The 23,053-nt window shown below is 56.5% G+C and carries 20 protein-coding genes and 1 riboswitch; of the genes, 12 read left to right on the plus strand and 8 right to left on the minus strand.

Annotation, left to right across the window (positions count from 1 at the left end):
• Window positions 1-589: 589 nt before the first annotated feature.
• Window positions 590-2,179 (plus strand): bifunctional phosphoribosylaminoimidazolecarboxamide formyltransferase/IMP cyclohydrolase, encoded by a 1,590-nt coding sequence (gene purH / locus NWP14_RS27350; protein ID WP_346430357.1) that lies wholly within the window; start codon window positions 590-592, stop codon window positions 2,177-2,179.
• Window positions 2,180-2,194: 15 nt separating this feature from the next.
• The gene (gene purD / locus NWP14_RS27355; protein WP_331833486.1) at window positions 2,195-3,484 is read left to right on the plus strand and encodes a phosphoribosylamine--glycine ligase; all 1,290 of its coding nucleotides are present in this window, start codon (window positions 2,195-2,197) and stop codon (window positions 3,482-3,484) included.
• A 183-nt stretch (window positions 3,485-3,667) separates the two neighbouring features.
• Here purD and NWP14_RS27360 read toward each other — a convergent pair whose 3' ends face one another.
• From NWP14_RS27360 to nudC, 6 genes are all read right to left on the minus strand, one after another.
• On the minus strand, window positions 3,668-4,360 hold the full coding sequence (locus tag NWP14_RS27360) for a DUF1481 domain-containing protein (RefSeq protein ID WP_095105644.1): 693 nt from the start codon (window positions 4,358-4,360) through the stop codon (window positions 3,668-3,670).
• A gap of 12 nt (window positions 4,361-4,372) precedes the next feature.
• Entirely contained in the window at window positions 4,373-4,645 is a 273-nt protein-coding gene (gene hupA / locus NWP14_RS27365; RefSeq protein WP_004097675.1) for a nucleoid-associated protein HU-alpha, read from the minus strand.
• 185 nt (window positions 4,646-4,830) lie between these two features.
• Complete coding sequence (locus NWP14_RS27370; protein WP_095105615.1) at window positions 4,831-5,421, minus strand: YjaG family protein; 591 nt, start codon at window positions 5,419-5,421, stop codon at window positions 4,831-4,833.
• A 42-nt stretch (window positions 5,422-5,463) separates the two neighbouring features.
• Window positions 5,464-6,135: a deoxyribonuclease V gene (gene nfi / locus NWP14_RS27375; RefSeq protein ID WP_095105617.1), complete on the minus strand. Its 672-nt coding sequence runs from the start codon at window positions 6,133-6,135 to the stop codon at window positions 5,464-5,466.
• Between the two features lie 9 nt (window positions 6,136-6,144).
• A complete protein-coding gene (gene hemE / locus NWP14_RS27380; RefSeq protein ID WP_331833487.1) occupies window positions 6,145-7,209 on the minus strand; it encodes a uroporphyrinogen decarboxylase in 1,065 nt (354 codons plus the stop codon).
• Window positions 7,210-7,249: 40 nt separating this feature from the next.
• Window positions 7,250-8,023 carry an NAD(+) diphosphatase gene (gene nudC / locus NWP14_RS27385; protein ID WP_095105621.1) on the minus strand — a complete coding sequence of 258 codons (774 nt, stop codon included), beginning with the start codon at window positions 8,021-8,023 and terminating at the stop codon, window positions 7,250-7,252.
• Between the two features lie 94 nt (window positions 8,024-8,117).
• On the opposite strand from nudC, the gene rsd reads away from it, so the two are divergent.
• From rsd to NWP14_RS27435, 10 genes are all read left to right on the plus strand, one after another.
• On the plus strand, window positions 8,118-8,615 hold the full coding sequence (rsd, locus tag NWP14_RS27390; RefSeq protein WP_095105623.1) for a sigma D regulator: 498 nt from the start codon (window positions 8,118-8,120) through the stop codon (window positions 8,613-8,615).
• Window positions 8,616-8,668: 53 nt separating this feature from the next.
• Window positions 8,669-8,893: riboswitch (TPP riboswitch) on the plus strand.
• A gap of 85 nt (window positions 8,894-8,978) precedes the next feature.
• Window positions 8,979-10,874, plus strand: coding sequence for a phosphomethylpyrimidine synthase ThiC (gene thiC, locus NWP14_RS27395; RefSeq protein ID WP_375216271.1), 1,896 nt, complete (start codon window positions 8,979-8,981; stop codon window positions 10,872-10,874).
• Complete coding sequence (thiE, locus tag NWP14_RS27400) at window positions 10,874-11,509, plus strand: thiamine phosphate synthase (protein ID WP_375216272.1); 636 nt, start codon at window positions 10,874-10,876, stop codon at window positions 11,507-11,509. The genes thiC and thiE overlap by 1 nt, the downstream gene beginning before the upstream one ends.
• Window positions 11,502-12,257 carry a ThiF family adenylyltransferase gene (locus NWP14_RS27405; RefSeq protein ID WP_375216273.1) on the plus strand — a complete coding sequence of 252 codons (756 nt, stop codon included), beginning with the start codon at window positions 11,502-11,504 and terminating at the stop codon, window positions 12,255-12,257. The genes thiE and NWP14_RS27405 overlap by 8 nt, the downstream gene beginning before the upstream one ends.
• A complete protein-coding gene (gene thiS, locus NWP14_RS27410) occupies window positions 12,241-12,441 on the plus strand; it encodes a sulfur carrier protein ThiS (protein ID WP_375216274.1) in 201 nt (66 codons plus the stop codon). Before NWP14_RS27405 ends, thiS begins: the two co-directional genes overlap by 17 nt.
• Window position 12,442: 1 nt before the next feature.
• Window positions 12,443-13,213, plus strand: coding sequence for a thiazole synthase (thiG, locus tag NWP14_RS27415; protein ID WP_346430360.1), 771 nt, complete (start codon window positions 12,443-12,445; stop codon window positions 13,211-13,213).
• On the plus strand, window positions 13,210-14,343 hold the full coding sequence (gene thiH / locus NWP14_RS27420) for a 2-iminoacetate synthase ThiH (RefSeq protein WP_375216275.1): 1,134 nt from the start codon (window positions 13,210-13,212) through the stop codon (window positions 14,341-14,343). The genes thiG and thiH overlap by 4 nt, the downstream gene beginning before the upstream one ends.
• Window positions 14,344-14,661: 318 nt before the next feature.
• Window positions 14,662-16,194 carry a sensor domain-containing diguanylate cyclase gene (locus tag NWP14_RS27425; RefSeq protein ID WP_095105638.1) on the plus strand — a complete coding sequence of 511 codons (1,533 nt, stop codon included), beginning with the start codon at window positions 14,662-14,664 and terminating at the stop codon, window positions 16,192-16,194.
• A gap of 171 nt (window positions 16,195-16,365) precedes the next feature.
• Window positions 16,366-16,671, plus strand: coding sequence for a PTS sugar transporter subunit IIB (locus NWP14_RS27430; protein ID WP_041143545.1), 306 nt, complete (start codon window positions 16,366-16,368; stop codon window positions 16,669-16,671).
• A 3-nt stretch (window positions 16,672-16,674) separates the two neighbouring features.
• A complete protein-coding gene (locus NWP14_RS27435) occupies window positions 16,675-16,986 on the plus strand; it encodes a PTS lactose/cellobiose transporter subunit IIA (RefSeq protein WP_041143544.1) in 312 nt (103 codons plus the stop codon).
• Between the two features lie 48 nt (window positions 16,987-17,034).
• Here NWP14_RS27435 and NWP14_RS27440 read toward each other — a convergent pair whose 3' ends face one another.
• Complete coding sequence (locus NWP14_RS27440; protein ID WP_095105640.1) at window positions 17,035-18,375, minus strand: anaerobic C4-dicarboxylate transporter; 1,341 nt, start codon at window positions 18,373-18,375, stop codon at window positions 17,035-17,037.
• A 411-nt stretch (window positions 18,376-18,786) separates the two neighbouring features.
• Window positions 18,787-23,010 (minus strand): DNA-directed RNA polymerase subunit beta', encoded by a 4,224-nt coding sequence (rpoC, locus tag NWP14_RS27445; RefSeq protein WP_095105642.1) that lies wholly within the window; start codon window positions 23,008-23,010, stop codon window positions 18,787-18,789.
• Window positions 23,011-23,053: the final 43 nt, after the last annotated feature.

Genomic DNA, 23,053 nt, shown 5'->3' on the forward strand with positions numbered 1-23,053 from the left:
CGTATGTTCACTCAGAGACTTGGTATTCATTTTTCGTCCGAGGACGTTAAGAATCCATGTCACTTTGAGTGCCCACACAGATTGTCTGATAAATTGTTAAAGAGCAGTGCAACGCGGCTTTCGCTCACCGTTGCGAGGTGGCGTATAATACGCTTTCCTCTTTCAGAGTCAACCCCGTTTTTCAGAAGTTTTCTCTTTCAACCCGGCGGCTTGTTTGCCGTTGTTCCGTGTCGATGGAGGCGCATTATAGGGAGTTCTCGAGCGCCCGCAATAGTTAAATTGCAGAAAAATGACTGACTGCTGCATTCCCCAGCAAAACCCCGATTTATACCCTGTTACGCACAGAATTATCCACAGACCGTCGGCGATCCTTCTTTATAAAGACCGTCGCAGCGCCCTTCTATAAGGAGAGATAAGGAAAGATTTCCCCCTGCAAAGAGAAAGATAAAAATTCGCGAGCGTTGCGCAAACGTTTTCGTTACAATGCCGCGCTATGACACGGATGCCCGGTTGGGTGCGTTAGGTGAGTTTTTAGGCAAAAACTCACCTAACGCTCTCTGTAATGTTCAAATCCTGGGGATTTAATACCATGCAACAACGTCGTCCAGTCCGCCGCGCCCTGCTCAGTGTTTCTGATAAGGCCGGTATCGTCGAATTCGCGCAGGCTCTTTCCGCTCGTGGTGTTGAGCTACTCTCTACGGGTGGTACCGCACGCCTGCTGGCGGAGAAAGGCCTGCCGGTAACCGAAGTCTCTGACTACACCGGTTTCCCGGAAATGATGGATGGACGCGTGAAGACCCTGCATCCGAAGGTGCACGGCGGCATTCTGGGCCGTCGCGGTCAGGATGATGAGATCATGGCGCAGCACGCTATCTCTCCTATTGATATGGTCGTCGTTAACCTCTACCCGTTTGCCCAGACCGTCGCCCGTGAAGGCTGCTCGCTGGAAGATGCGGTTGAGAACATCGATATCGGCGGCCCGACCATGGTGCGCTCCGCGGCCAAGAACCATAAAGATGTCGCTATCGTTGTTAAGAGCAGCGACTACGCCGCCATTATTAAAGAGATGGACGCCAACGAAGGCTCCCTGACTCTCGAAACCCGTTTCGACCTCGCCATTAAAGCTTTTGAGCACACCGCCGCCTACGACAGCATGATTGCCAACTATTTTGGCAGCATGGTTCCGGCCTATCACGGTGAAACTCAGGAAGCTTCAGGCCGCTTCCCGCGTACCCTGAACCTGAACTTCATTAAGAAGCAGGATATGCGCTACGGTGAGAACAGCCATCAGCAGGCTGCCTTCTATATAGAAGAAGAAATTAAGGAAGCATCCGTTGCCACCGCCCAGCAGCTGCAGGGCAAAGCGCTTTCCTACAACAACATTGCCGATACCGATGCGGCGCTGGAGTGCGTGAAAGAGTTCAGCGAGCCGGCATGCGTCATCGTCAAGCACGCCAACCCGTGCGGCGTTGCGGTAAGCGATTCCCTGCTGGATGCTTACGACCGCGCCTATAAAACCGACCCAACCTCAGCGTTCGGCGGCATTATCGCCTTCAACCGCGAGCTGGATGCCGAAACCGCGCAGGCCATTATCTCCCGCCAGTTTGTCGAAGTGATCATCGCCCCCTCCGCTAGCGAAGAGGCGCTGAAAATTACCGCGGCGAAACAGAACGTCCGCGTACTGACCTGCGGCGAGTGGACGACACGCGTACCGGGCCTTGATTTCAAACGCGTTAACGGTGGGCTGTTGGTGCAGGATCGCGATCTGGGTATGGTCACCGCCGGTGAACTGCGCGTGGTCAGCAAGCGCCAGCCGAGCGAGCAGGAGCTGCGCGATGCGCTGTTCTGCTGGAAAGTGGCCAAGTTCGTCAAATCCAACGCCATCGTTTATGCCAAAGAGAATATGACCATCGGCATAGGCGCAGGCCAGATGAGCCGCGTTTACTCCGCCAAAATTGCCGGGATTAAAGCCGGCGACGAAGGCCTGGAAGTGAAAGGTTCAGCAATGGCATCCGACGCATTCTTCCCGTTCCGTGACGGCATTGATGCGGCCGCGGCCGTAGGCGTGAGCTGCGTGATCCAGCCGGGTGGCTCTATTCGCGACGAAGAGGTGATTGCCGCTGCCGACGAGCACGGTATCGCGATGATCTTCACCGACATGCGCCATTTCCGCCATTAATTCACGGAGTAACACATGAAAGTATTAGTGATTGGTAACGGCGGGCGCGAGCACGCGTTAGGATGGAAAGCGGCGCAATCGCCGCTGGTTGATACCGTTTATGTTGCTCCGGGTAATGCCGGCACCGCCCTGGAGCCCGCGCTGCAGAACGTGGCGATCGGCGTGACCGACATTCCGGCACTGCTGAGCTTCGCACAGCGCGAAAATATCGATCTGACCATCGTCGGCCCGGAAGCGCCGCTGGTGATCGGCATTGTCGATGCGTTCCGCGCCGCCGGGCTGAAAATCTTTGGCCCAACGGAAGGTGCCGCACAGCTCGAGGGCTCTAAGGCCTTCACTAAAGATTTCCTCGCGCGTCACAACATCCCAACCGCCGAGTACCAGAACTTTACCGATATTGAGCCTGCCCTTGCGTACCTGCGGGAGAAAGGCGCGCCGATCGTTATCAAAGCTGACGGTCTGGCGGCCGGGAAAGGCGTTATTGTCGCGATGACGCTCGAAGAGGCGGAAGCCGCCGTCCACGATATGCTGGCAGGCAATGCCTTCGGCGACGCCGGCCATCGTATCGTTATTGAAGAGTTCCTCGACGGCGAAGAGGCCAGCTTCATCGTGATGGTCGACGGCGAGCACGTTCTGCCGATGGCCACCAGCCAGGACCACAAACGCGTCGGTAATGGCGACACCGGCCCTAACACCGGCGGCATGGGCGCGTACTCTCCGGCCCCGGTGGTCACGGATGAAGTTCATCAGCGCACCATGGAGCGTATCATTTGGCCAACGGTCAAAGGGATGGCGGCGGAAGGCAATACCTATACCGGCTTTCTCTACGCGGGTCTGATGATCGATAAGCAGGGCAACCCGAAGGTTATCGAGTTCAACTGCCGCTTCGGCGATCCGGAAACTCAGCCCATCATGCTGCGCATGAAGTCGGACATGGTGGAGCTGTGCCTCGCCGCCTGTGACGGCAAGCTGGATGAGAAAACGTCAGAGTGGGACAGCCGCGCTTCTCTCGGCGTGGTCGTGGCCGCAGGCGGCTATCCGGGCAGCTACAGCACCGGCGATGAGATCTTCGGCCTGCCGCAGGAAGAAGCGGCGGATGGCAAAGTGTTCCATGCGGGCACCCAGCTTTCTGCCGACCAGCGCGTACTCACCAACGGCGGCCGCGTACTGTGCGTAACGGCGCTGGGTGATAGCGTGGCCCAGGCGCAGCAGCGCGCCTATGAGCTGCTTACCGATATCCGTTGGGACGGCAGCTTTAGCCGCGACGATATCGGCTGGCGCGCCATCGCTCGCGAGCAAAACTAACGGCGTCATTTCATCCGTCGGGTTTACGCCCCCTTCTGTATGAACGGGCGGCCTCATTAATTTGTGGCCGCCCGTTTTATTTGGCATGCGCGGAGTACGGCTCTGCAAGGAGCGGCGGAGTGATGCCCGGCGGGTACGGCAACGAGGGTAGCGCGCATCGGAGTATGAAGCGCGGGTAAAGCGTTAGAAAGTTTTTTCCTGCGGTTGCCAGGTACAGAAGTCTTCGTTTGCCACCAGCAGCAGCTGCGAACCTTCAGATGCTTCCAGCCACGCGACGCTGACCTCTACGGACGAGTGATCCTGACGGCGGGCGATATGGGCTAACGCCCGGGCATCCAGGTCTGGCTTAACGGTCTGCCCTTCACAGGTGGTGATGGTCCGATCGGCGTGCCAGCGTCCCTGACGCAGCACAACGCGGCCCTGACGCAATGCGTCGCTGGTCTGGCGGATCTGCGTCGCCCGGTAGCGGTAGAGCGCGACCTGGTCGCTGGAGAGCTGCTGCTTTTGCCCGTCGATTTCACGCTGCATAAAGCTCAGCTCGCCCTGGTCATCAAAGCGGGCGCGAATATGTTCCGTGGTCTTGCCGTAAACGTTGAGCTCAATCAGCGTCAGCCGATCGCCCTGCCAGCGGTATTCACTGGTTGAAGTATTGCCGTGACGCCACGGGCTAAAAGCGGCGAGAAGATGCACCTCGCCATTGGAATCCAGACGCCAGATACGCATCGCTCCCTGATTGTCAGCATAGCCGCTGGCGGTAAAAGGCGGGAGCGAGGAATCATGGCTGCAGGCAGCAAGTAACAGTACGCCTGCCAGCGTCAGCGTACGACGCCAGATAGACAAAAGGGGCTTAAAGGCCCCTTCGGTAGAACTGTACACTGCCACGCGGTCTTACTTAACTGCGTCTTTCAGTGCTTTGCCTGAAACAAACGCCGGCACGTTAGCAGCGGCAATTTTGATTTCATTACCGGTCTGCGGGTTGCGGCCAGTACGCTCAGCGCGGTGGTTCACTTTGAAGGTACCGAAACCAACCAGTTGGACAGCATCACCTTCTTTCAGAGACTCAGTAATTGCAGCCAGGGTAGATTCCAGGGCAGCTTTTGCCTGTGCTTTGGACAGGTCAGCTTTGTCCGCAATTACATCAATCAGTTGAGTCTTGTTCATAAGTTATCCTTACAATGTGTTTATCGCTTGCTAAGCACCGAGTGCGACGGAAATGCTGAAAAACACTCTCCTGCATACACGCACCGATAGCCACTTTTTTTCGCCCTCCAAATGTAGACCAGACGGGGGGCGGAATGGAAGCCTTCAGACGCTACAATTCAGGCGGTAAATCACGTTTTCTGGTCTCACTGCTGAAAATTTATACCAATATTGCTCTCGCCGGCTTCACGAAGGTCGGCACGCAGTCCTTTTATCAGTTCAATATCGCGCTCTTCGCAGTCGGCCAGCAGACGGAAAATTTCCCACTGAATGTCCCATTCTTGTTCAACCGCCGGGTTTTCCTTGAGCTCTTCGTCGGTCATTTCACGACCTGCCTGTGTCATTTCCAGCATCGCGACGGTGGTAATGGAACTCTTGCTCACCTCAATAGCGTGTTCGAGGGTTTCGCCACTCAGACGCGAGTGAACCAGCTCGCTTAATGCGACGCAGGCATCGATCGCCGGATAGACGCCGTACAGATCATAGTCGTCAGCCACCGGGATCGCCTCTTCCAGCTTCTCCAGCTGACTATCAAAATTCACCTTCGCGTCTTTGACCGTTAACGTTTCCCAGATCAGATCGAGGATACGGCGATACAGCTGGCCGTCGGCAAATTCGGTTTGCTGGCAAAACATGGCGTAATTGGGGTACATGCGCTCACACAAGCAGGCCATAAAAGTGACGTGCTGCCAGCTTTCCAGCTTCTCCAGGCGCAGATGAATCGGGTTTTGTAACATGATGAATTCTCGAAGTCAGAAATTAGCCGCAGTTTACCTGAATCAGCCGTGATTTGCTTGCCAACGCATAAACGCCGGGCGCTCTGATGCCACCGCATCCGCCCAGCGCGTCGGCTCCGGCAGGCGATAGCCTTTCATACAGCGCTCCACCCACATTAAGGCGCTATCCAGGCCAACCCGGTGGCCGGTGCTGATGAAGAGCGGGTTACAGCGCACCTTGCTACGCAGAACCCACGCCAGCTGTTCGTTTTTATCCATCAGCGCCGTCAGCGCCCCCGGCTCATCGCCCGGGGAGTCGCATTTGCCGCACAGACGCTTTTTCGCCACGCCGATGGTGGGCACATCCACCAGCAGCCCGAAATGGCTGGCTACGCCAAGGCGTCGGGGATGGGAAATGCCGTGGCCGTCGACGAACAGCAGATCCGGTTTTTGCGAAAGCAGCTCCCACGCTGCCAGCAGCGCGGGGGTTTCACGAAAGGAGAGGAAGCCGGGAATATAGGGCATGGTGGTGGCAACGCGCGCCACCTGATATTCAACCAGCTCCAGCGAAGGCCAGGCCAGCAGCACCATCGCCGCTCGGGTGACTTCTCCTTCCTGCTCAAACCCTACATCCGCGCCGCCGATCAGCTGCGGCGGATCGCGATCCAGCCGATCTTCACGAATGACCGATTCTGCTAAATCACGCTGCAGGGTACGGAGAGAAGCCAAATCCATAGTCGCTCCTTAGCGATGATATTGTGCTGACAGCCGATGTACCGCCTCCACAAACACGCCCGCATGCGCAGGGTCCACGTCCTGATGAATGCCGTGCCCGAGGTTGAAGACGTGCCCTTCTCCCTGCCCAAAGCCGGCAAGGATGGTAGCCACCTCTTCTTCAATACGGGCAGCGGGCGCGTAAAGCATGGAAGGGTCCATATTGCCCTGTAGCGCGACCCTGTGGCCAACGCGACGACGCGCATCGGCGATATCGGTTGTCCAGTCGAGGCCCAGCGCATCGCAGCCGGTTTCCGCAATCGCTTCCAGCCACTGTCCGCCGCCTTTGGTAAACAGGGTCACCGGCACGCGGCGGCCTTCATTTTCGCGCAGCAGGCCATCGACGATTTTATGCATGTAGTAGAGCGAGAACTGCTGATAATCGCGGCCGGTCAGCACTCCGCCCCAGGTATCAAAAATCATCACCGACTGAGCGCCTGCTTTAATCTGGGCATTCAGGTACAGCGTGACGCTTTTGGCCAGCTTATCGAGCAGAGCGTGCAGCGTCTTCGGCTCGGCGTACATCATCTTCTTGATAACGGTAAAGGCTTTGCTGCTACCGCCTTCAACCATATAGGTCGCCAGCGTCCACGGGCTGCCGGAGAAGCCAATCAGCGGAACCTCGCCTTTTAGCTCACGGCGGATAGTACGTACCGCGTTCATTACATAGCCGAGCTCATCTTCCGGATCGGGGATCGGCAGTTTGTCGACGTCGGCTTTGCAGGTAACTGGCGAGGTAAAGCGCGGGCCTTCGCCAGCTTCAAAGTACAGCCCCAGGCCCATCGCGTCCGGAATGGTCAGAATGTCTGAAAAGAGGATCGCCGCATCCAGCGCATAGCGACGCAGCGGCTGCAGGGTGACTTCACAGGCCAGCTCGGCATTTTTACACAGAGACATAAAGTCGCCCGCTTCTGCGCGAGTGGCTTTGTACTCCGGTAAATAGCGGCCCGCCTGGCGCATCATCCACACCGGGGTCACATCAACGGGTTGGCGCAGCAGCGCACGCAGATAACGATCGTTCTTCAGTTCGGTCATTTTGCAGTTCCTTAATGCGTCAGGCCGTCATTGTATCACGTCATTCATAGTCGGCCCGACACATTGCCACCGTATCTTCAATCAGCCGGCGCGCCACGGTTCCCGGCGGCGGCAGAAGCGGCAAGTCGTCGTAGCGATACCAGCCCGCCTCCAGCAGCTCTTTGCGATCGATGACAATCTCACCGCTGTCGTATTCCGCCATAAATGCGGTCATCAGCGACTGCGGAAACGGCCACGGCTGGGAGGTCACGTAGCGCAGGTTCTTCACCTTAATGCCGCACTCTTCCATCACCTCGCGCGCCACCGTCTGCTCGAGGGTCTCCCCGACTTCGACAAAGCCGGCCAGCACCGTATGTACGCCGTTGCGGTGGCGGGTATGCTGCGCCAGCAGGATAGAGTCTTCCCGGCGAATGGCGACAATCATGCACGGCGCGATTTGCGGATAGTAGCGCTCGCGGCAGTGGCTACACAGCATCGCCCATTCGGTTTTGCTCGGATGCATCGGGTGCCCGCAGTAGCCGCAGAACTTATGCGAGCGATAAAACTCTGCCAGCTGAATGCCGCGGCCCGCCAGCTGAAACAGGCCAGGATCCTGATCCAACACCTGCCGCAGCGATCCCATATCCTGCCGACGATCCTGGCGTATCAGCCACACCGCGTCACCTTGCCATTCGCCAATCTGCAGCGCGTGCTGGCCGACAAGATTAAAATTTACCGCTTCGCCGTGTGGTAATTCCCCGCCGGGTAACCATAATTTTTGTTCGTGACTGACGATCCACCAGCCGCGATCTAATTTTTCAATAATACGATCCATATCTATTGCACTACCTTAATTTTACTGGCACTTTTAACATTATATTTACATTTTGGTGAGCAACGTTATTTTTCTTAATCTTGCGGAGTCAACCATGTTAAACCAGCTGGAAAACCTAACGGAACGTGTTGGAGGCAGTAATGAACTGGTCGATCGCTGGCTGCATGTACGTAAGCATTTGCTCGTGGCTTACTACAAGCTGGTTGGCCTGAAACCTGGCAAAGAGTCATTTATGCGGCTTAATGAAAAGGCGCTGGATAACTTTTGTCAAAGCCTGGTGGATTATCTCTCATCCGGCCATTTTAGTATTTATGAACGCATTATCGGGGAAATGGAAGGCGATACGCCACTTTTGGCCGCCACCAGGCTCTATCCACAGCTGGAAGCCAACACCCAGCAGATTATGGATTATTACGACTCCTGCCTCGAAAACGCGATCGATCACGATAACTATCTCGAGTTCCAGCAGGCGCTCTCAGATATCGGTGAAGCGCTGGAAGCGCGCTTCGCGCTTGAAGATAAGCTGATCGCGCTGGCCGTGACCTATAACCTGAAAGACAGCATCAGCGACAATATCGCGCCGACTGCTTGAGTTGTGAGCCGTTAACGAGTAGTTTACATACATTCTCCCTCTGCGGAGGGAGCGTTATCTTGTCGGAGTGCCTATTTTCCACAAAGCATTCGCGATGCCTCAAGATGGCAAGTCAGTGAACTTCCAGGAACTTATATCAGTAAGTGACCGGAGTGAGCGGACGAAGCCAACGAAGAGGCAGCGCGAAGGATAAAGTGGAAAAGGCTGAGACCGTTAATTCGGGATCCGCGGAACCTGATCAGGCTAATACCTGCGAAGGGAACAAGAGTAAACTGCAAAGAGCGGCCGTCCCTCCAGGACCAAACGCATCTGTTACTCCATCCGTCGTCTGACAAGCCATCTCCTTTTCGTCTGGAATGAGCTATGTCTACAGAAAAACTAACCCGTCGACAGCAGCGCGAACGCGCCCAGCGTTTTATCGACACTCTTGAAGGTTCGGTCTTCCCCAACTCGCAGCGTATCTACATTCAGGGTTCGCAGGATGATATTCGCGTCCCGATGCGGGAAATCCAGCTTAGCCCCACGCTTATCGGCGGCGGCAAAGAAAATCCGCGCTATGAAGATAACGAAGCGATCCCGGTGTACGACACCTCCGGTCCCTACGGCGACCCCGATATCGCGATCGATGTCCACCAGGGTCTGGCAAAGCTGCGCCAGCCGTGGATTGACGCGCGTAACGATAGCGAACCGCTGAGCCATCGCAGCTCCGCTTACACCCAGCAACGCCTGGCTGATGACGGCCTCGACGAGCTGCGCTTCAGCCGCCTGCTGACGCCAAAGCGGGCCGCCGCAGGCCGCCGCGTCACCCAGCTCCACTACGCCCGTCGAGGCCTCGTCACGCCGGAGATGGAGTTTATCGCCCTCCGCGAAAACATGGGCCGCGAGCGCATTCGTAGCGCAGTGCTGCGCCACCAGCACCCGGGGGAAGGGTTTGGCGCCCATCTGCCGGACAACATCACGCCGGAGTTTGTCCGTGACGAAGTGGCCGCCGGGCGCGCCATTATTCCGGCCAATATCAACCATCCAGAGTCGGAGCCGATGATTATCGGCCGTAATTTTCTGGTCAAAGTTAACGCCAATATCGGCAACTCCGCCGTCACCTCCTCCATTGAGGAAGAGGTAGAAAAGCTGGTGTGGTCAACCCGCTGGGGCGCGGATACGGTGATGGATCTCTCCACCGGCCGCTATATCCACGAAACCCGCGAGTGGATCCTGCGTAACAGTCCGGTGCCTATCGGTACGGTGCCGATCTATCAGGCGCTGGAAAAGGTAAACGGCATTGCCGAGGACCTGAGCTGGGAAGCATTTCGCGACACCCTGCTGGAGCAGGCGGAGCAAGGCGTTGACTACTTCACCATCCATGCCGGCGTCCTGCTGCGCTACGTTCCGATGACCGCCAGACGCCTCACCGGCATTGTCTCCCGCGGCGGTTCGATCATGGCGAAATGGTGCCTGTCGCACCATCAGGAAAACTTCCTCTATCAGCACTTTCGCGAAATTTGTGAAATCTGCGCCGCCTATGACGTCTCGCTATCGCTCGGCGACGGTCTGCGTCCGGGCTCGATCCAGGACGCCAACGATGAAGCGCAGTTTGCCGAGCTGCGAACCTTAGGCGAGCTGACGAAAATCGCCTGGGAGTACGACGTGCAGGTGATGATTGAAGGCCCGGGCCACGTGCCGATGCAGATGATCCGCCGCAACATGACCGAAGAGCTGGAGCACTGTCACGAAGCGCCGTTCTATACCCTCGGGCCGTTAACCACCGATATCGCCCCGGGCTACGATCACTTCACTTCCGGCATTGGCGCTGCGATGATCGGCTGGTTTGGCTGCGCGATGCTCTGCTACGTGACGCCGAAAGAGCACCTCGGGCTGCCGAACAAAGAGGACGTTAAGCAGGGGCTGATTACCTACAAAATCGCCGCCCACGCCGCCGACCTTGCCAAAGGCCATCCCGGGGCGCAGATCCGCGATAACGCCATGTCAAAAGCGCGTTTCGAATTCCGCTGGGAGGACCAGTTCAATCTCGCCCTCGACCCGTTCACCGCCCGCGCCTATCACGATGAAACCCTGCCGCAGGAGTCGGGAAAAGTCGCCCACTTCTGCTCCATGTGCGGACCCAAATTCTGTTCAATGAAAATCAGCCAGGAAGTACGCGACTATGCCGCCCTCCAGAACATCGAAAGCGGAATGGCCGATATGTCGCAGGACTTCCGCGCTCGCGGCGGCGAAATCTATTTACGTAAGGAGCAAGCCTGATGTATCAACCCGATTTTCCCCCGGTCCCTTTTCGTTTAGGACTCTACCCGGTCGTGGATAGCGTGGCGTGGATTGAACGCCTGCTGAAAGCGGGCGTGCGCACCATCCAGCTGCGAATTAAGGATCGGCGCGAGGCTGACGTTGAGGACGATGTCATCGCCGCTATCGCGCTTGGCCGTCAATACCGTGCCCGGCTGTTTATCAACGACTACTGGCAGCTGGCCATTAAGCATCAGGCCTACGGCGTGCACCTCGGCCAGGAGGACCTTGAAACGACCGATCTGAGCGCTATTCGCAATGCCGGGCTACGCCTCGGCGTCTCGACGCATGACGATATGGAGATTGACGTCGCGCTGGCCGCTCGCCCCTCGTATATCGCATTAGGCCACGTTTTCCCGACCCAAACCAAGCAGATGCCCTCCGCGCCGCAGGGACTGGAGCAGCTGGCGCGCCATATCAGCCGGCTGCAGGACTACCCAACGGTGGCCATTGGCGGCATCAGCCTCGAACGCGCTCCGGCGGTGCTGGACGCCGGCGTTGGCAGCATTGCCGTGGTCAGCGCGATTACCCAGGCGGCGGACTGGCGGCAGGCCACCGCCCGGCTGCTGGAAATAGCGGGAGCAGGCGATGAATGATAGCGATTTTATGCGCTACAGCCGCCAGCTGATGCTGGAAGATATTGCCATCGAAGGTCAGCAGAAGCTGCTTGCCAGCCGGGTGCTGATCGTCGGGCTCGGCGGACTCGGCTCTCCCGCGGCGCTCTATCTGGCGGGCGCTGGCGTCGGTACGCTGGTCCTCGCCGATGACGACGATGTCCACGTCAGCAACCTGCAGCGGCAGATTTTGTTCACCAGCGACGATATTGCCCGGCCTAAAGCAACGGCTGCCCGACAGCGGCTGGCGCGGCTCAATCCGCAGATCGATGTTATCCCCCTGCAGCAGCGATTAAGCGGCGCGGCGCTGCTGGCTGAAGTAAAGCAGGCCGACGTGGTGCTGGACTGCACCGATAACATGGAGAGCCGCCAGGCCATCAACGCCGCCTGCGTGACCCACAAAACGCCGTTAATTACCGCCAGCGCCGTCGGGCTTGGCGGGCAGCTGATGGTCCTGACCCCGCCGTGGGAACAGGGCTGCTATCGCTGCCTGTGGCCAGATACGACCGAACCCGAGCGTAGCTGCCGCACCGCGGGCATTATCGGGCCGGTGGTCGGCATAATGGGTACGCTCCAGGCGCTGGAGGCGATCAAGCTACTCTCCGGCATGGTCACGCCGCGTAATACTCTGCGGCTGTTTGACGCCCGCACCGGCTCCTGGCGAAGCCTGGCGCTACAGCGGGCGCAGAGCTGTCCGGTATGCGGAGGACAACATGCAGATTTGGTTTAACGACGAACCGCTCCGTTGCGCCGACGCGATCACCGTCGCCGCCCTGCTCGTTCAGCTGGAACAGCAGCAGGCGGGTATCGCGCTGGCGCTCAATCAACACGTCCTGCCGCGCGAGCGGTGGGATCACCATCTTCTGCAGGAAGGCGATCGGGTCCTGCTTTTTCAGGTTATCGCCGGAGGCTGACATGTTACGTATCGCAGACAAAACGTTCGACTCACATATTTTTACCGGTACCGGAAAATTTTCCGCGCCGGACCTTATGGTCGAGGCAATCCGCGCCTCGGGAAGCCAGCTGGTGACGCTGGCAATGAAGCGCGTCGATTTACGTCAGCACAATGATGCGATCCTCGCGCCTTTACTGGCCGCCGGCGTCAGCCTGCTGCCGAATACGTCGGGAGCGAAAACGGCGGAAGAAGCCGTGTTCGCCGCCCGCCTGGCGCGGGAAGCCCTGGGCACTCATTGGTTAAAGCTGGAGATTCATCCGGACGCGCGCTGGCTGCTGCCGGACCCCATCGAAACCCTGAAGGCGGCGGAGATCCTGGTACGGGAAGGTTTTGTGGTTCTGCCCTACTGCGGCGCCGACCCGGTGCTGTGTAAACGGCTGGAGGAGGTGGGCTGCGCGGCGGTAATGCCGCTCGGCGCCCCCATCGGCTCTAATCAAGGACTGGAAACCCGCGCCATGCTGGAAATCATTATCGCTCAGGCAACGGTACCGGTGGTCGTTGACGCCGGTATTGGCGTGCCCAGCCATGCGGCGCAGGCGCTGGAGATGGGCGCCGACGCGGTGCTGGTTAATACCGCAATCGCCGTCGCCGACGATCCGGTGACCATGGCGCGCGCGTTTCGTCTGGCGGTAGAAGCGGGTCTGCTGGCCCGTCAGGCCGGACCCGGCGCGCGCAGCGCCCAGGCGCAGGCCACCAGCCCGCTGACCGGTTTCCTGGAGGCGCTGGCATGAACACCTTTAGCGACCGCTGGAAACAGCTGGAGTGGGATGATATCCGCCTGCGCATCAACAGCAAAACCCCAGCCGACGTTGAGCGGGCGATAGCGGCAAAACAGCTTACTCGCGACGATATGATGGCCCTGCTCTCCCCCGCCGCCGCCGGCTATCTGGAGCCGCTGGCGCAGCGCGCGCAGCACCTGACCCGCCAGCGCTTTGGTAACACCGTCAGTTTCTATGTTCCTCTTTATCTCTCTAACCTGTGCGCGAACGACTGCACCTACTGCGGCTTTTCAATGAGCAACCGCATCAAGCGCAAGACGCTGGATAGCGATGAAATTACCCGCGAGTGCGCCGCTATCCGCCAGATGGGCTTTGAGCATCTGCTGCTGGTCACCGGCGAACACCAGGGCAAAGTGGGGATGGACTATTTTCGCCAGCATCTGCCGGCGATCCGCAGCCAGTTCTCCTCGCTACAGATGGAGGTGCAGCCGCTGAGCACGGATGAGTACGCTGAGCTGAAAACGCTCGGCCTGGACGGCGTGATGGTCTATCAGGAAACGTATCATGAGAGCATGTACGCCCAGCATCATCTGAAGGGGAAGAAGCAGGACTTCTTCTGGCGCCTGGATACGCCGGATCGTCTCGGCCAGGCGGGGATCGATAAGATCGGCCTGGGCGCGCTCATTGGCCTCTCCGATAGCTGGCGCGTGGATTGCTACATGGTCGCTGAGCATCTGCTGTGGCTCCAGCAGCATTACTGGCGCAGCCGCTACTCGGTCTCCTTCCCCCGTCTGCGGCCATGCGCCGGCGGGATCGAACCGGCATCGCTGATGGATGAGCGCCAGCTGGTGCAGACCATCTGCGCCTTCCGCCTGCTGGCGCCGGAGGTTGAGCTGTCGCTTTCAACCCGCGAAGCGCCCGATTTTCGCGATCGGGTGATCCCGCTGGCCATTAACAACGTCAGCGCATTTTCAAAAACTCAGCCCGGCGGCTATGCCGATAATCATCCCGAACTGGAGCAGTTCGCCCCTCATGATGGCCGCCGTCCCGAAGAGGTCGCCAGCGCGCTGGTCGCTCGCGGCCTGCAGCCGGTGTGGAAAGACTGGGACAGCTGGCTGGGACGCGCTACGCAGTCATCCTGAAGAGGAGTGTAACGACCTGACTATTTTGCGAGCCTGAACGCGAGAACAAAAACGGCAGATTGCTTACCTCCTGCCGTTTTCCTATTCTGCCCTGGTCAGCAGCGGACGCTGACCAGGGCGATGATTTCTCTTCCTCATTTTCGCCCTGCCTCCTTTACGGACAACGGGCGCAAACCTCAGCGCAGGCGAATTTAAATCCCTTGCCCAAGGAGGGCGCGGTTATAATTGACGAATAGTTACCTGATTCGATCGGCAGGCATGCTGGCTAAACCTGCGTATTAACCCACGGTTTATACCTTCTGGAACGATTTACGACTCATGGCTCGTCACAACAGAAAGCTCTCTTTTACTACGCCGATTCTGGTGGGGTTTGCGGGGATTTTACTCAGTTTTTTACTGATCGCAGCGTTCGTTACCGCCACTCAGAAAAAGAATTTCCTTGAGGACTATCACCACGTTAATCGCAACTTCACCCATAATCTGGCCATTAACTACACCGAATCACTGCTGCGCGTAAATGATCATATTCTCACCCGCGCAACCACCTTTTTTTCCCGCAATGACGAGCTGAATAATGCCGTTAATCTCGATCCGCAAAAAGGCTTACGCACGTTGATGCAGCTTCAGGATCTGATGCAAACCGTCTCTTCTATCTCGCTGGCGGACACCCAGGCGCACTATTTGCGCGCCCCTGAAGTCCTGGAGACGGAAGATAGCCGATCGTTTGATCCTGAATCACGGCCGTGGTTTATCAAACAGGCGGAAGCCAGTATGTTCAGCCTCTACACCCGCCCATATCTGGATTATTTTACCCATCGGCCAAGCGTAACCCTTTATCGCCCGGTGATCTCCCCGGAGGGACGGCTCAAAGGCAGCCTCGCCTTCCATATGGACCTGACATCGATGGGGCACGCGCTGCGGCAAATGGTGGCGCCGGTGCAGGGTGAGTTTTTTGTCGTGCAGCGTGACGGGAAAGTGGTGCTCCACCCCGACCCTGGCGCCCTGTTTAAACCCTACGTCAGCAGCAGCCTGATGGATAACATGACCAGCGCGGAAGGACAGCTGTACGATAACGCCAGCGATAGCTGGTACTACTACTACTCTTTTACTAATCCCGACTGGTTTGTGATTTACCGCGTCTCTAACGCCACGCTGGTTGATTTGACGCGCTACGAAACCGATATTCTCATCTGGGGATTTGTCCTGGCCGCCATTGTCATTATCCTGTTTGGCCTCTACCTGCGCCACGCTTCGCGTACGGTGCTGATGAATATCATTAACGCCATTAAGACCGGCGACGTTCAGCGCGCCCCGCGGCTGGAAGCGATGTTGAGCAAGGCTATCGAAAGCAATAAGCAGCGCGAGCTAACCTACGTGCGCCAGGCCACCATCGACGCCCTGACCGGCTGTAAAAACCGCCGCGCCTTCGATAGCGATATCGCCGCGCTGATGAACGATCACCAGCCGTTTGCCCTGGCGCTGGTCGACATCGATAACTTTAAATCGATTAACGACACCTGGGGTCACCTCAACGGCGATATCGTTCTGCGCAGCGTCGCCCGTGAAGGGCTGCAAATCCTGCAGCCGCTGCAGATTTCACTCTACCGATACGGCGGAGAGGAGTTCGCCGTGGTATTTACCGCAGAGCATCTCACCCATGCCCATACGCTGCTCGAAAGCTGGCGGATTAAGATTACCCAGCGCACCTGGCGTGAAGAGGGGCTGAGCGTAACCTTCAGCGCGGGCCTCGGCGAATGGAACATGGAGCCGCTGGATAAACTGGTGGTCAGCGTCGACGAAGCGCTCTATAAAGCGAAACAGCAGGGCAAGAATCAGATCGTCAGAACCTAAAGCGTATCCCCAAAAAGCCCGCTTCGGTGGGCTTTTTTGTCTTTTTAGCCCGCAAACCGAAACCGGTTTCATTATTTTGTGATGCCTTACACACAATCGCTGCAAAGCGGTTGTTCCGTCACCCTGCCCGCGCTAAAGATGGTATATCAAGGAACATAAAGGCGACGAACTATGAAGAATATCGTTTTATGCTGTGCCGCAGGTATGTCCACCAGCATGCTGGTTCAACGTATGCAAGCTGCCGCGCAGCAGAAAGGGGTGGAAGTCTCGATTAAAGCCGTGCCGGTTGCTGAATTTAAAGACAATCTGGCCGCTGCCGATATTATCCTGCTGGGCCCTCAGGTGAAGTATGAGCAGGCGAAACTACAGGCGCTGGCCGATCCGTTCGGTAAAAAAGTTGCCGTTATCGATATGATGGATTACGGCATGATGAAAGGCGATGCCGTTCTGGATAAAGCCCTGAAGTTGATGGAGTAAGAGATGGAAGATTTAGAAACGATCATCATGGAGCTGCTGGTTAACGCCGGTTCAGCGCGTAGTTCTGCATTAACCGCACTGCAGCTGGCGCGCAAAGGCGATTTTGCCGCCGCTGAACAGGCGATGGCAGAATCTCATGAGTTTGTGAAGCACGCGCATAAAATCCAGACCCAGCTTATCGGTCTGGATGAAGGGTCCGGCAAGCTTCCGGTCAACCTGATTACCGTTCACTCTCAGGACCATCTGATGAACGCCATGGTAATCCAGGATCTGGCGACCGATATGATCGAACTGTATCGCCGTATTCCGCAGTAAATTAAACCGCTTTATGCAGCAGGTGCCCGTTCGGCACCTGCTTTTTTATTACAGAAATCCGTATAGCGCGGCAAATATCCAGCCAAATACGCACGAGACGCTGACGCCAATCAACCCCGGCAGAATAAAGCTGTGGTTAATGACAAAGCGGCCGATTCGGGTCGTGCCCGAGCGGTCGAACTGAATAGCGGCCAGGTCGCTGGGATAGGTTGGCAGAATATAATAACCGTAGCACGCCGGCGCGGACGCTACGATATAGGCCGGGTCGACGCCAATCGCCAACGCAACGGGGACAATCGCCGCCAGCGCCGCCGCCTGGGAGTTGACGAATTTGGAGACAATCAGCAGGACAATGGCGTAGGCCCACGGATACTCTTTTACCATCTCGCCCAGCACGCCCTTGATTTCAGACATGTGCGCACCAAACATGGTCTCCGCCATCCACGCAATGCCGTATACCGCCACAATGGCGATCATTCCCGAACGGAATACCTCATTTTTAGAAATAGAGGCCGGATTGGTTTTGGTGATGATGATGATGAGCGCGCCGGAAAGCAGCATAAACATCTGGATAACCAGCACCATCGACAGCGGCTTGCCGTCGAAAGCGGGCCGCAGCTCGGAGAACGCGCCCAGCAGGGCTACCACGGCAATAGACGCAAGGAAGATCCACATCGCCACCCAGTTACTGGTCGGCAGCTTGCGGTCCAGCAGCGTCGCGGTATCGCCGTATACATAGTGGCGGTTTTCAGGTGTGGCGATAAACGCCTGGAACTCTTCGTCTTTATCCAAATCTTTGCCGCGAAACCAGCTAAAAATACCGATCGCCAGAATTCCCAGCAGGGTTGACGGGATGGTGATCGCCAGCAGATCGAGAAACTCCAGATGCTTGCCGTTAAACGTAAAGTTACCGAGCATCGCCACCAGCGACACGACAGCGACGGAAACCGGGCTGGCGATAATACCCATCTGTGCGCCAATGGAGCTTGCCGCCATAGGACGCTCGGGACGAATATTATTCTTAATCGCGACGTCATAGATAATCGGCAGGATCGTATAGACCACGTGGCCGGTGCCGCAAAGGATAGTCAGCGTACAGGTCACAAATGGCGCGACGATTGACACGTACTTTGGATTACGCCGCAGAAGCTTTTCAGCAATCTGCAGCATCACGTCTAAACCTCCGGAAGCCTGTAGCGTCGCCGATGCGGCCACTACCGCAATAATCACCAGCATGACATCAACCGGCGGTTTTCCCGGCTGAAGGTGGAAGATAAAAACTAAAATAACCAGCCCGATGCCGCCTAAAAGGCCCAGCGCAATCCCGCCTTTTCGGGCCCCATAAAACAAACACATTAAGATAATGATGAGTTGTATAGCAAATTCCATGCATCCCCCAGAACTACTCTATTAGGTCGAAATCATCTATCGCGGTCGTCTCACTCTTATTTAGCGGCCTCCTCGATGGCGTTTTAAATAGATGAAGCGATACCTCAGCGTGTGAGAGCTGAAAATAAGGAAAGGTGCAATCACCTGATTATCCGTATTTTTTGACTATACCTTTTTTGATTTTTAATTTTTTGATACGCGTAGAATTTTTACCCATATATTTAATATGGAATAAAAAACAGGATCGGCCGGCGGGATTTATATTAATAAAATAAGGCTCAATTGATACTTATCTATTAATGGAATGTAATCAAATATAGATTAAATAAAATAACGCGCTGATGCGGCAGCGTAAGAATAAAAAAAGCCAGTCAGGAGACCTGACTGGCTTTTTTAGCACAGCGTCAACGATTAATCGTTGTCTGAACCGCCCAGACCCGCGTTCAGCAGCTCTGCCAGGTTGGCAGAAGCTTCTTCAACGGTGACCTGCGGTGCAGCAGGCTGTTCGCCAGCTGCCTTGCGACGCATACGATCCTGGTGGTACGCATAGCCGGTACCAGCCGGGATCAGACGACCCACGATGACGTTCTCTTTCAGGCCACGCAGTTCGTCACGTTTGCCCGCAACGGCTGCTTCGGTCAGGACACGGGTAGTCTCCTGGAACGATGCCGCAGAGATGAACGATTCGGTTGCCAGAGACGCTTTGGTGATACCCAGCAGGTCGCGGGAGTAAGTTGCCGCAACTTTGCCATTCGCTTCCAGATCGCGGTTAGCAATCTTGACGCGGGAGTATTCAACCTGCTCGCCTTCCAGGAAGTCGGAACTACCGGCACTGTCGATGGTCGCTTTACGCAGCATCTGACGAACGATAACTTCAATGTGCTTATCGTTAATCTTAACGCCTTGCAGACGGTAAACGTCCTGTACTTCGTTGGTGATATAACGCGTTACCGCGTGTACGCCACGAAGACGCAGAATGTCGTGCGGCGCTTCCGGACCGTCGGAAACCACATCACCACGTTCTACACGTTCGCCTTCAAACACGTTCAGCTGACGCCATTTCGGAATCATCTCTTCGTATGGATCGCTACCGTCTAACGGAGTGATGACCAGACGACGTTTGCCTTTGGTTTCTTTACCGAAGGAGATGATACCGCTGATTTCTGCCAGGATTGCCGGCTCTTTCGGACGACGCGCTTCGAACAGGTCGGCAACGCGCGGCAGACCACCGGTGATATCCTTGGTACCGCCAGATTCCTGAGGAATACGCGCCAGGGTGTCACCACCGCTGATCTGTACCCCATCTTCCAGCTGGACAATCGCTTTACCCGGCAGGAAGTACTGCGCAGGCATATCGGTGCCAGGGATCAGTACGTCGTTACCGTTAGCATCAACGATTTTCAGCGCCGGACGCAGGTCTTTACCACCCGCTGTACGCTCTGCAGAATCCAGAACCACCAGCGAAGACAGACCGGTCAGCTCGTCGGTCTGACGAGTAATGGTCTGGCCGTCAATCATGTCAGTGAAGCGGATGAAACCACTTACTTCAGTGATAACCGGCATGGTGTGCGGATCCCAGTTTGCAACGGTTTCCCCGCCGGCAACCTGCTCACCATCACCTTTGCCCATCACCGCACCGTAAGGAACTTTATAGCTCTCTTTGGTACGACCGAATTCGTCGATCAGCTTCAGTTCGGTGTTACGCGAGGTTACTACCAGCTTACCGGCAGAGTTCACAACCGATTTAGCGTTGCTAAGACGGATGCTACCTTTGTTTTTCACCTGGATGCTGGATTCAGCAGCCGCACGAGATGCCGCGCCACCGATGTGGAACGTACGCATCGTCAGCTGTGTACCCGGCTCACCGATGGACTGTGCCGCGATAACGCCGATAGCCTCACCTTTGTTGATGATGTGGCCACGCGCCAGGTCACGACCATAGCAGTGCGCACATACACCAAAGTCGGTGTCACAGGATACGACGGAACGAACTTTGACGGAGTCAACGGAGTTCTCTTCCAGCAGATCACACCAGTGCTCGTGCAGCAGCGTGTTGCGTGGAACCAGAATATCCGCAGTACCCGGCTTCAGAACGTCTTCAGCGGTCACACGACCCAGTACGCGATCGCGCAGCGGCTCTTTAACATCACCACCCTCGATAACCGGGGTCATGGTGATGCCTTCCAGGGTGCCACAGTCGTCTTCAGTAACCACCAGGTCCTGGGCAACGTCAACCAGACGACGAGTCAGGTAACCGGAGTTCGCTGTTTTCAGTGCGGTATCCGCCAGACCTTTACGCGCACCGTGCGTGGAGATGAAGTACTGGAGTACGTTCAGACCTTCACGGAAGTTCGCGGTGATCGGCGTTTCGATGATGGAGCCATCCGGCTTCGCCATCAGACCACGCATACCAGCCAGCTGACGAATCTGTGCCGCAGAACCACGCGCACCGGAGTCGGCCATCATGTAGATGCTGTTGAAGGAAACCTGCTGCTCTTCGACGCCGTCACGGTTAATAACGGTTTCGGTTTGCAGGTTATCCATCATCGCTTTGGATACACGATCGTTCGCCGCAGCCCAGATATCGATAACTTTGTTGTAGCGTTCGCCAGCGGTAACCAGACCGGACTGGAACTGTTCCTGGATTTCAGCAACTTCAGCTTCCGCTTCGCTGATGATCTCGTGTTTTTTCTCCGGGATGACCATGTCATCAATACCAACGGATGCACCTGAACGCGCTGCGTAAGCAAAGCCGGTATACATCGTCTGGTCCGCAAAAATAACGGTCGGTTTCAGGCCCAGAATACGGTAGCAGGTGTTCAGCATCTTGGAGATCGCTTTCTTACCCAGCGCCTGGTTCACGATAGTGAACGGCAGACCTTTAGGCACGATCATCCACAGAATCGCACGGCCAACGGTCGTGTCCTTCAGGCTGGTTTTCGCTACGAACTGGTCGTTTTCATCTTTTTCGTATTCGGTGATACGCACTTTAACGCGCGCATGCAGAGAGGCCAGGCCAGCGCGATAAATACGCTCAGCTTCTTTCGGGCCAGTCAGCACCATGCCTTCGCCTTTGGCGTTAACACAGTCACGGGTCATGTAGTACAGACCCAGTACAACGTCCTGAGACGGAACGATGATAGGCTCGCCGTTCGCCGGGGACAGGATGTTGTTGGTAGACATCATCAGCGCACGCGCTTCCAGCTGGGCTTCCAGCGTCAGCGGTACGTGAACAGCCATCTGGTCACCATCGAAGTCGGCGTTATATGCCGCACAGACCAGCGGGTGCAGCTGGATAGCTTTACCTTCGATCAGTACCGGCTCAAATGCCTGGATACCCAAACGGTGCAGGGTTGGCGCACGGTTCAGCAGTACCGGGTGTTCGCGGATAACTTCGTCCAGGATATCCCAAACGACGGCTTCTTCGCGCTCAACCATTTTCTTCGCAGCTTTAATGGTGGTAGCAAGACCACGCAGTTCCAGCTTGCCGTAGATGAACGGTTTGAACAGCTCCAGCGCCATTTTCTTCGGCAGACCGCACTGATGCAGACGCAGGTATGGGCCTACGGTGATAACAGAACGACCGGAGTAGTCAACGCGTTTACCCAGCAGGTTCTGACGGAAACGACCCTGTTTACCTTTGATCATATCGGCCAAAGATTTCAGAGGACGTTTGTTCGAACCGGTGATAGCACGACCGCGACGACCGTTATCCAGCAGGGCGTCAACCGCTTCCTGCAGCATACGTTTTTCGTTGCGTACGATGATATCCGGCGCAGCCAGATCCAGCAGACGTTTCAGACGGTTGTTACGGTTAATGACGCGACGATACAGATCGTTCAGGTCAGAAGTCGCGAAACGACCACCATCCAGCGGAACCAGCGGACGCAGATCTGGCGGCAGAACCGGCAGAACGGTCAGGATCATCCACTCCGGCTTGTTGCCAGACTGAACGAAAGCTTCCAGCAGCTTGATACGCTTGGTCAGCTTTTTACGCTTGGTTTCGGAGTTGGTTTCGTTCAGCTCTTCACGCAGCTGTTCGCATTCCTGCTCCAGATCCATGCTCTTCAGCAGGGCCTGAATAGCTTCGGCGCCCATCTTCGCGTCGAACTCGTCGCCGAACTCTTCCAGCGCGTCCAGATACTGCTCTTCAGTCAGGATCTGGTTACGTTCGAGGTTCGTCATCCCGCCTTCGATAACCACATAGGATTCGAAGTACAGAACGCGTTCGATATCACGCAGCGGCATATCCAGCAGCAGGCCGATACGGGACGGCAGCGACTTCAGGAACCAAATGTGGGCGGTCGGAGACGCCAGCTCGATGTGGCCCATGCGCTCACGACGCACTTTAGTCTGGGTCACTTCAACGCCGCACTTCTCACAGATAACACCACGGTGTTTCAGGCGCTTGTACTTACCGCACAGGCACTCGTAGTCTTTTACTGGCCCGAAAATACGCGCACAGAAAAGGCCGTCACGTTCTGGTTTGAACGTACGGTAGTTGATGGTTTCCGGCTTTTTAACTTCACCGAAAGACCATGAACGGATCATGTCTGGCGAGGCCAGAGCAATTTTGATCGCATCAAACTCTTCGGTTTTAGTCTGCGCTTTCAGAAACTTTAATAAATCTTTCACGGATTTGCTCCCGTCGGAGTTAGCACAATCTGGCGCCGGGTAT

It is taken from the genome of Klebsiella sp. C349492, assembly GCF_042055345.1.
GTDB lineage: Bacteria > Pseudomonadota > Gammaproteobacteria > Enterobacterales > Enterobacteriaceae > Klebsiella > Klebsiella scottii.

Excerpts from the sequence above, each read along its gene's own strand:
- hupA (WP_004097675.1), bottom strand. The coding sequence starts at position 4,645 with ATGAACAAGACTCAACTGATTGATGTAATTGCGGACAAAGCTGACCTG.
- thiE (WP_375216272.1), top strand. The coding sequence starts at position 10,874 with ATGTATCAACCCGATTTTCCCCCGGTCCCTTTTCGTTTAGGACTCTAC.
- purH (WP_346430357.1), top strand. The coding sequence starts at position 590 with ATGCAACAACGTCGTCCAGTCCGCCGCGCCCTGCTCAGTGTTTCTGAT.
- nudC (WP_095105621.1), bottom strand. The coding sequence starts at position 8,023 with ATGGATCGTATTATTGAAAAATTAGATCGCGGCTGGTGGATCGTCAGT.
- NWP14_RS27405 (WP_375216273.1), top strand. The coding sequence starts at position 11,502 with ATGAATGATAGCGATTTTATGCGCTACAGCCGCCAGCTGATGCTGGAA.
- NWP14_RS27425 (WP_095105638.1), top strand. The coding sequence starts at position 14,662 with ATGGCTCGTCACAACAGAAAGCTCTCTTTTACTACGCCGATTCTGGTG.
- NWP14_RS27430 (WP_041143545.1), top strand. The coding sequence starts at position 16,366 with ATGAAGAATATCGTTTTATGCTGTGCCGCAGGTATGTCCACCAGCATG.
- NWP14_RS27370 (WP_095105615.1), bottom strand. The coding sequence starts at position 5,421 with ATGTTACAAAACCCGATTCATCTGCGCCTGGAGAAGCTGGAAAGCTGG.
- purD (WP_331833486.1), top strand. The coding sequence starts at position 2,195 with ATGAAAGTATTAGTGATTGGTAACGGCGGGCGCGAGCACGCGTTAGGA.
- thiG (WP_346430360.1), top strand. The coding sequence starts at position 12,443 with ATGTTACGTATCGCAGACAAAACGTTCGACTCACATATTTTTACCGGT.
- rsd (WP_095105623.1), top strand. The coding sequence starts at position 8,118 with ATGTTAAACCAGCTGGAAAACCTAACGGAACGTGTTGGAGGCAGTAAT.
- nfi (WP_095105617.1), bottom strand. The coding sequence starts at position 6,135 with ATGGATTTGGCTTCTCTCCGTACCCTGCAGCGTGATTTAGCAGAATCG.
- NWP14_RS27440 (WP_095105640.1), bottom strand. The coding sequence starts at position 18,375 with ATGGAATTTGCTATACAACTCATCATTATCTTAATGTGTTTGTTTTAT.
- hemE (WP_331833487.1), bottom strand. The coding sequence starts at position 7,209 with ATGACCGAACTGAAGAACGATCGTTATCTGCGTGCGCTGCTGCGCCAA.
- thiS (WP_375216274.1), top strand. The coding sequence starts at position 12,241 with ATGCAGATTTGGTTTAACGACGAACCGCTCCGTTGCGCCGACGCGATC.
- thiC (WP_375216271.1), top strand. The coding sequence starts at position 8,979 with ATGTCTACAGAAAAACTAACCCGTCGACAGCAGCGCGAACGCGCCCAG.
- thiH (WP_375216275.1), top strand. The coding sequence starts at position 13,210 with ATGAACACCTTTAGCGACCGCTGGAAACAGCTGGAGTGGGATGATATC.
- NWP14_RS27435 (WP_041143544.1), top strand. The coding sequence starts at position 16,675 with ATGGAAGATTTAGAAACGATCATCATGGAGCTGCTGGTTAACGCCGGT.